This window comes from Streptomyces sp. NPDC048352, from assembly GCF_040651895.1.
In the GTDB taxonomy this organism is placed as follows: domain Bacteria; phylum Actinomycetota; class Actinomycetes; order Streptomycetales; family Streptomycetaceae; genus Streptomyces.
In genome coordinates, this window is the sequence record NZ_JBEZKZ010000143.1 from 1 (window position 1) to 5,894 (window position 5,894).

The following is a 5,894-nucleotide window of genomic DNA, read 5'->3' on the forward strand; positions in this document are numbered from 1 at the left end:
GGGACCCTGTGGGAGAGTAGGACGCCGCCGAACAATCATTGTGGGAAAGCCCCGCACCTTCTGGTGCGGGGCTTTTCTGCGTTTACGGGGTCTTTCCCCTGCGTCATGTGCTCGCGCGGCTTCTGGCCGAGACGGCCGATCACACGGCCCTCGCCGCCCTGTTGCGGGCCTACTCCGCGTCTGGGTGACGACCAGGACTCGCTCTCGACGATGCTCCATGTACTCGCGCAGGAGCAGCCGGCCGCCGCGCGCGAAAACCTCCCGCCGTGCGCCGTGAGCAACGATTCGTCCCCGAACCCTCTCAGGACGAAGGAATCCGCAGCGCGGTCGTGGGTACGCTCGGCAGTCACGGGACAGAGCCGGCGGCCATCGACCTTTTGGTGCAGCTGCTGGATGATCCCTCCCCGCAGGTACGAATCCCGGCCCTCAGCTCCCTCGGCTTCCTTCGGCGACCCAGCACCCTTCGGAAGATCTGCTCGCTCGCGAACGACGACAGCCCCCGTGTCCGTGCCTGGGTCGCGATCGCCTTGGGCAACTTCTCCTCCCTTGAGCTCGCGGAGCTCGGGGTCTCGGCCGTTCTCGACCAGCTGGCCGCAGACGCCGACCCGTACGTTCGCGACGAGGCCGCCGCGGCCCGCCGGCGCAAGCCCTCCAGTAGCCCGCCGGTAGAGTCGGTCCTGGGAGAAGCTGACCTGGGGGGATCATGACGGCAGCGGGTGCGCCGCCCATCGTCTTCGTACACGGGACGCGGTTCAGCGCGGGGCAGTGGAGTCCACAGCTCGCCGCACTCCGGGACGACTTCCGGGTAGCCGCTGTCGACCTGCCGGGCCACGGCGCCCGCTCCGCCCAACCCTGGAGCCTGGACGCGGCGACGGAGGTCATCGCCACCGCGGTGGACGCGCTCGACTGCGGACCAGCCCTCGTCGTCGGGCACTCACTCGGCGGGTACGCCTCGCTGGAGTTCGCGCGGCGCAGCCCCGAGCGACTGCGGGGGCTGGTCCTTGCCGGAGCCAGCGCCTCGACGCGTGGCCCGTGGGCCGCGCCGTATTCGTGGGTCGCCGGGCTCGTCCCCCGCATACCGGCGGCCCGACTGGCCCGGTGGAACGACCGCTTGCTGCGCCGGCTCTATCCACCCGAGGTGGTGGAGGCGACCATCCTCGCCGGCTACGCGTTCCACACCCTGCCGGCCGCATGGGGCGAGGTGCTGGGCCGCTTCGACGCGGGCGCGATGCGTCATGTTGCGGCTCCCGTGCTCATCTTGAACGGCGAGAAGGACACCGTCTTCCGGTCCGGCGAGTCGGACTTCGCCCGTGCGCATCCGCACGCCCGCGTCGAGTTGATCCCACGGGCAGGACACCTTGCGAACTTCGACGATCCCAGTGCCTTCACCGCGGCCGTCCGCCGGTTCGCCCTCCAGCTCCCTCCGCGCGGCTGAGCGCACCCGAGCCGGTTCACCAGGGCCGGGACGCGTACCCTCGCGGGATGCACTCTGATCCGCGCTTCGAGAACCAGCCCGGGCTCCCGCATCTGCCGCACGAGCTGGTGGTCGAGACGCTGGAGCGGGTGCTTCACGACCGCTCGCAGGAGAATGAGGCGGCGCGCGTCCTGGTGGGGACCGCGTTGAACGACGACGACCGGGAGTTCGTCGAGCGCTGCTGCATGCAGATCGGAACGCGAGCGGTGTCGGGCAGCCCCTTGCTCGGCCTGGCCGGCCTCTGCCTTGGACACACCGCCCGGCGCTTCGGACATCTCAGTGATGGGGCGCTTGCGCTCGTGGAGTCGCTGGCGGCGCGAGCCGAGGCGGACCCGTCGGATGTGGACGGGCGGGCTCTCGACGGTTTCGACGACGCCCGGAGCTTTCTTCACCTGTGGGATAGCGAAGCGCCGTGAACTGCGGCAAAGGGAGTTCAGGATGCACATCCTGGAAGATCCGTCCGAGCTCTCGGAACGCGCGCAGGACTTCCTGCGGCGCACGGCCCGGCGTGAGCGGCCCTCTCGGTTCGGGCTGCCGATAGAGCTGTGGCGAGTGCGCGACCGCTCGGGGGAACTCGTCCCCGCTCCCATGGAGCTCATCATCCGGTGCGAGGGGTTCCTCCAGAAGTTCGGTGGTCTGCGCTACGAGGTACGCCACAGCTGGGACGTGGACGGGGAGCGGAACGAGACGGCCCGTGGATGGGAGTACGCCCACTACGGTCTGCAGACAGCGGCATGGCAAGACCCCCGGGGGGCCTGGTACTTCGAGTGGATCGGCGAGCACGTGTCGAAGCCGTGCCGGGACTTGATCCATACCGACGGCAGTGTGGGCACCGACGTCGACGGCGGCAGCCCCTACCTCCCCGTCGCCCCGTCGATCCTGCATCTCATCGAATCCCATGCCCTCACCGACACCATCGCGGCGTGGAAGCCCTGGCCCATGGACAGTCTTGCCGTCCCGGCCATCGAGCTCCTCGACGGCCTGGTGGAGGTGCCTGAGGCCTCATGGGGTTCCTCGCGGTGGCGACTGTCGGACACCGTTGCCGTCAAGGACTACGACAGCTGGGACCACGAGAACCCCCGTCGCCGGACGCTCGTCTGGTCCCGCGGAGCTGCTGGGCACCGTCATGTGCGGGCGGTCCTCGACGGATGGCGGCTCCACGACCGGAGTGACGCTGCGTCCCTCGGCGGCACGGCCTCGTAGACGACGTCTCAGTTGGTGAGGCGGCGGTGACAGATGAGGGTCGCGGCTATGCCGACGAAGCCAAGGAAGTGTTCGGCCTTGCGTTCGTAGCGGCGGTGGAGCCGGCGGCACCCAGCAAGCCAGGACACAGTCCGCTCGACTACCCACCGGTGGCGGCCGAGCCGTTGCGAGGACTCGATGCCCTTGCGAGCGATGCGGTGGCGGATGCCGCGTTTGCGGAGCCATCGGCGCAAGTGGACGTAGCCGTATCCCTTGTCCGCGTGCAGTTTCGCAGGCCGTCGCCGGCGGGTCCACGGCGAGAACGGATCGGTGGAATCCCGCGCACGAGCGGCTCCAGGCCGAGGCTGTCGTGCATGTTGGCGCCCGAGACGCCCAGTGAGAGAGGCAGTCCATTTCGGTCGGTGATCAGGTGGATCTTCGATCCGAGTTTGCCGCGGTCGGTCGGATTCGGTCCCGTCAGCGGCCCGGCGGTGGGCGGTTTGCCAGGACGCGCCGAACATGGGTGGGAGCTGCCGCCAGGTGCAGCCGGACGTGGCAACGAAAAGGATCGCGGCCAAGACTCCACGGTCGTCAGCCCTGCGCCGTCCGCCGCCTTGTGGACGCACCGGTGCTTCGGGCATCACGCGAAGGAAGAGCCCCCACAAACTGTCTGGCACCAGCTGCCGCACGATCTCCATGCCGAGACAACGAGGACCCCGAGCAACCGTCGACAGGAGGGGTGCTCGATGCTGGCACGAGCCATTCCCGGCGTCCTCAAGGGGCGTGACCGCCATGACCGACCATCTGCAGGCCGTCTTCGCCATGCTTGGCCCAGCGGAGAACCGTTACAACGATCCTGCTGCATGGCTGCACCTGGAGCAGGAGATCGACAGAAGGCTTCCCGCCGACTACAAGGCGATCGTCGATGCGTACGCCCCCGTCCAGCTCAACGGGCACCTCTACCTTTCGTCCCACCCTGCCTGTGCATGGCGGAACCTGGGCCAGGAGATCCGGTCGGAGGCGGAAGGCTGGTCCGAGTGGCGGTCATGGGAGTCCGACGGCCTGGAACCAGATGTCGATCCAAGAGTGATCTGCAACCGCCCGCAGATCACCTTCGGTTCCTCCGACGGCCTCATCCCACTTGCCAGCACGGACCAGGGAGCCGCTGTCTTCCTGGCTCCAGAGGTCCACGGGTACTCCGACGGAATCGTGGTCCAGGGCTCGGAGGGCGACTGGGCCGGCCACGCCATGGACTTCGCCGAATGGCTGTACCGCTACCTGACCGGCGAAGAGATGGCCGGCTGGGCCAGCGCGGTCCTGCACTCCGGTCCCATCCTGCTGGAGTACCTCCCCACGGGACCTGACGAGGGGACCCGCGAGGCGTACGGCCCGGCCCGAGACGCGTGAGTTCCAAGCCAAACGAGACGACGTCTTAGAGGGGCCGGGCCGGACCCGCGGTCCTCAGGGGACGAGGACGACCTTGCCGAGGTTGTGGCGCTGTTCGATCAGGGCGTGGGCGCGGGCGGCCTCGGTGAGGGGGAGCTCCGCGTGGACGGCGGTGCGCAGGGTGCCCGCGTCGCGCAGCTGCCAGAGCTCGCGGAGCCAGCGGGCGTACAGGTCGGGCCGGCCGAAGGCGATGGCCTGCATCTGGAAGCCGATGAGCGAGGCGCCCCGGGCCAGGAGCTCGTACGCCTCGACCGTGCCGCCGCCGGAGCTGAAGGCCACCAGCCGGCCGCCCGTGGCCAGCGCGCGTACGGCGGGGCCGAGGAGGTCGCCGCCGACGCCGTCGAGGATCACGTCGTACGGCCCTGCCCAGTCGGCGTCGTCGTACTGGACGACCCCGTCGGCGCCCAGGCCGCGGACGAAGTCCCCCTTGGCGGCGCTGCTGACGGCCGCGACCACGCGGCCCGCCCCGCCGGCCTTGGCGTACTGGAGGGCGAGGGTGCCCACCCCGCCGGCCGCCGCCGTGACGAGGACCGACTCGCCGGGCCGCACGCACCCGGCTTCGTAGGCACCCCGGGCGACGAGGCCGCTGCGCACCAGCGCGACCGCCTCCACGGCGCTCACGCCGTCCGGGACCCCGGACGCCATGCCGGCCTCGAGGACCGCGTACTCGGCATAGGCGTCGGCGAAGCAGAGCCCGGTGACGCGGTCTCCCACGGCGAAGCCGGTGACGTCGGCACCGGTGGCGACGACGACCCCCGCGACCTCCCCGCCGAAGGAGACGGGCCCGCTGCCCTCACGGACCTTGCGGACGGTGGGAAGGGTGACGCCGATGGCCTCGGCCCGGACCAGGAGCTGTCCGGGACCGGCCTGGGGGCGGTCGGCTTCCTCGGCGCGCAGGACGTCGGGCCCACCGCTGACCTCATGGCGGATGCGCAGCACAGAACCTCCGGGGGTTGGCGTTCGTTGGGAGTCCCAACGATAAGCGGAGAATCGTGGGGATGCCCAATGAATTTGGATAGGGTGGTCGCATGACCTCCGCCCTCCGCCACATCCAGGCCCTGCCCAGCTGGCTCGTCGGGCGGGTCGCGGCGCGCGGCCGGGGTCTGGTCGCGGAGGCGATCGCCGCCGAGGGCCTGAAGCTCATGCACCACGCGGTGCTGGCGGCGACGGCGGAGTACGGCCCCGTGGCGCAGGCCGAGCTGGGGCGCCGGCTTGCCGTGGACCCGAAGGACATGGTCGGCATCCTCAACCACCTCCAGGAGGCCGGCCTGATCCTGCGCGCCCCGGATCCCGCCGACCGGCGCAAGAACGCCGTCACCGTCACGGCCGAAGGGGAGGCCGTCCTCGAGCGCTGCGCGGCCCTGGCGGAAGCGGCCAACGCCGAGCTGCTGGCTCCCCTGACCCCCGAGGAGCGGGACACACTGCTGGCCCTGCTGACTCGCGTGCACGAGGCCCCGGCCCCGTTTTGACACCCCAGGGGCAGGGTTGTAGAGTTAAACGGTTGCCTCGAACTGAACAAGTTCGGCAGCCACCACTCCGCAGGGAATCTCCCACGTGGGGTGCATTCGACCCTTCATTCGGAAACGTTGAAGCCGGGAAATCCGGTGGAAAACTTCTGATAGAGTCGGAACCGCCGGAAAGGGAAAGCGCGAAAGCGAAGGACCTGGAAAGCGCCGAGGGAATCGGACACGAAAGAGTCTGATAGAGTCGGAAACGCAAGAACACAGAACGAAAGCCCGGAGGAAAGCCCGAGAGGGTGAGTACAAAGGAAGCGTCCGTTCCTTGAGAACTC

General features: G+C 69.5%; 7 protein-coding genes and 1 pseudogene. 6 read left to right on the top strand and 2 right to left on the bottom strand.

All coding sequences use genetic code 11. The features are described 5' to 3' along the window. The first annotated feature begins 266 nt into the window (after nt 1–266). From AB0D45_RS34375 to AB0D45_RS34390, 4 genes are read left to right on the top strand one after another with little or no spacing between them, the layout of a single operon-like run. Nucleotides 267–707 (top strand): HEAT repeat domain-containing protein, encoded by a 441-nt coding sequence (locus tag AB0D45_RS34375; RefSeq protein ID WP_362466531.1) that lies wholly within the window; start codon nt 267–269, stop codon nt 705–707. Next, on the top strand, nt 704–1,435 hold the full coding sequence (locus AB0D45_RS34380) for an alpha/beta fold hydrolase (protein WP_362466534.1): 732 nt from the start codon (nt 704–706) through the stop codon (nt 1,433–1,435). Before AB0D45_RS34375 ends, AB0D45_RS34380 begins: the two co-directional genes overlap by 4 nt. Before the next feature lie 47 nt (nt 1,436–1,482). Next, nucleotides 1,483–1,890 carry a hypothetical protein gene (locus AB0D45_RS34385; RefSeq protein ID WP_362466537.1) on the top strand — a complete coding sequence of 136 codons (408 nt, stop codon included), beginning with the start codon at nt 1,483–1,485 and terminating at the stop codon, nt 1,888–1,890. 22 nt (nt 1,891–1,912) lie between these two features. Beyond that, the gene (locus tag AB0D45_RS34390) at nt 1,913–2,677 is read left to right on the top strand and encodes a hypothetical protein (RefSeq protein WP_362466540.1); all 765 of its coding nucleotides are present in this window, start codon (nt 1,913–1,915) and stop codon (nt 2,675–2,677) included. A gap of 8 nt (nt 2,678–2,685) precedes the next feature. On the opposite strand, the pseudogene AB0D45_RS34395 reads toward AB0D45_RS34390, so the two are convergent. After that, a pseudogene (locus tag AB0D45_RS34395) lies at nt 2,686–3,354 on the bottom strand (IS5 family transposase). A 94-nt stretch (nt 3,355–3,448) separates the two neighbouring features. Here AB0D45_RS34395 and AB0D45_RS34400 point away from each other — a divergent pair. Continuing rightward, entirely contained in the window at nt 3,449–4,063 is a 615-nt protein-coding gene (locus tag AB0D45_RS34400; RefSeq protein WP_362466542.1) for a hypothetical protein, read from the top strand. Nucleotides 4,064–4,117: 54 nt separating this feature from the next. Here AB0D45_RS34400 and AB0D45_RS34405 read toward each other — a convergent pair whose 3' ends face one another. Then, nucleotides 4,118–5,041: a zinc-binding dehydrogenase gene (locus tag AB0D45_RS34405; protein ID WP_362466545.1), complete on the bottom strand. Its 924-nt coding sequence runs from the start codon at nt 5,039–5,041 to the stop codon at nt 4,118–4,120. Between the two features lie 89 nt (nt 5,042–5,130). Here AB0D45_RS34405 and AB0D45_RS34410 point away from each other — a divergent pair, with 89 nt between their 5' ends. Beyond that, nucleotides 5,131–5,571, top strand: coding sequence for a MarR family transcriptional regulator (locus tag AB0D45_RS34410; protein WP_362466548.1), 441 nt, complete (start codon nt 5,131–5,133; stop codon nt 5,569–5,571). Nucleotides 5,572–5,894: the final 323 nt, after the last annotated feature.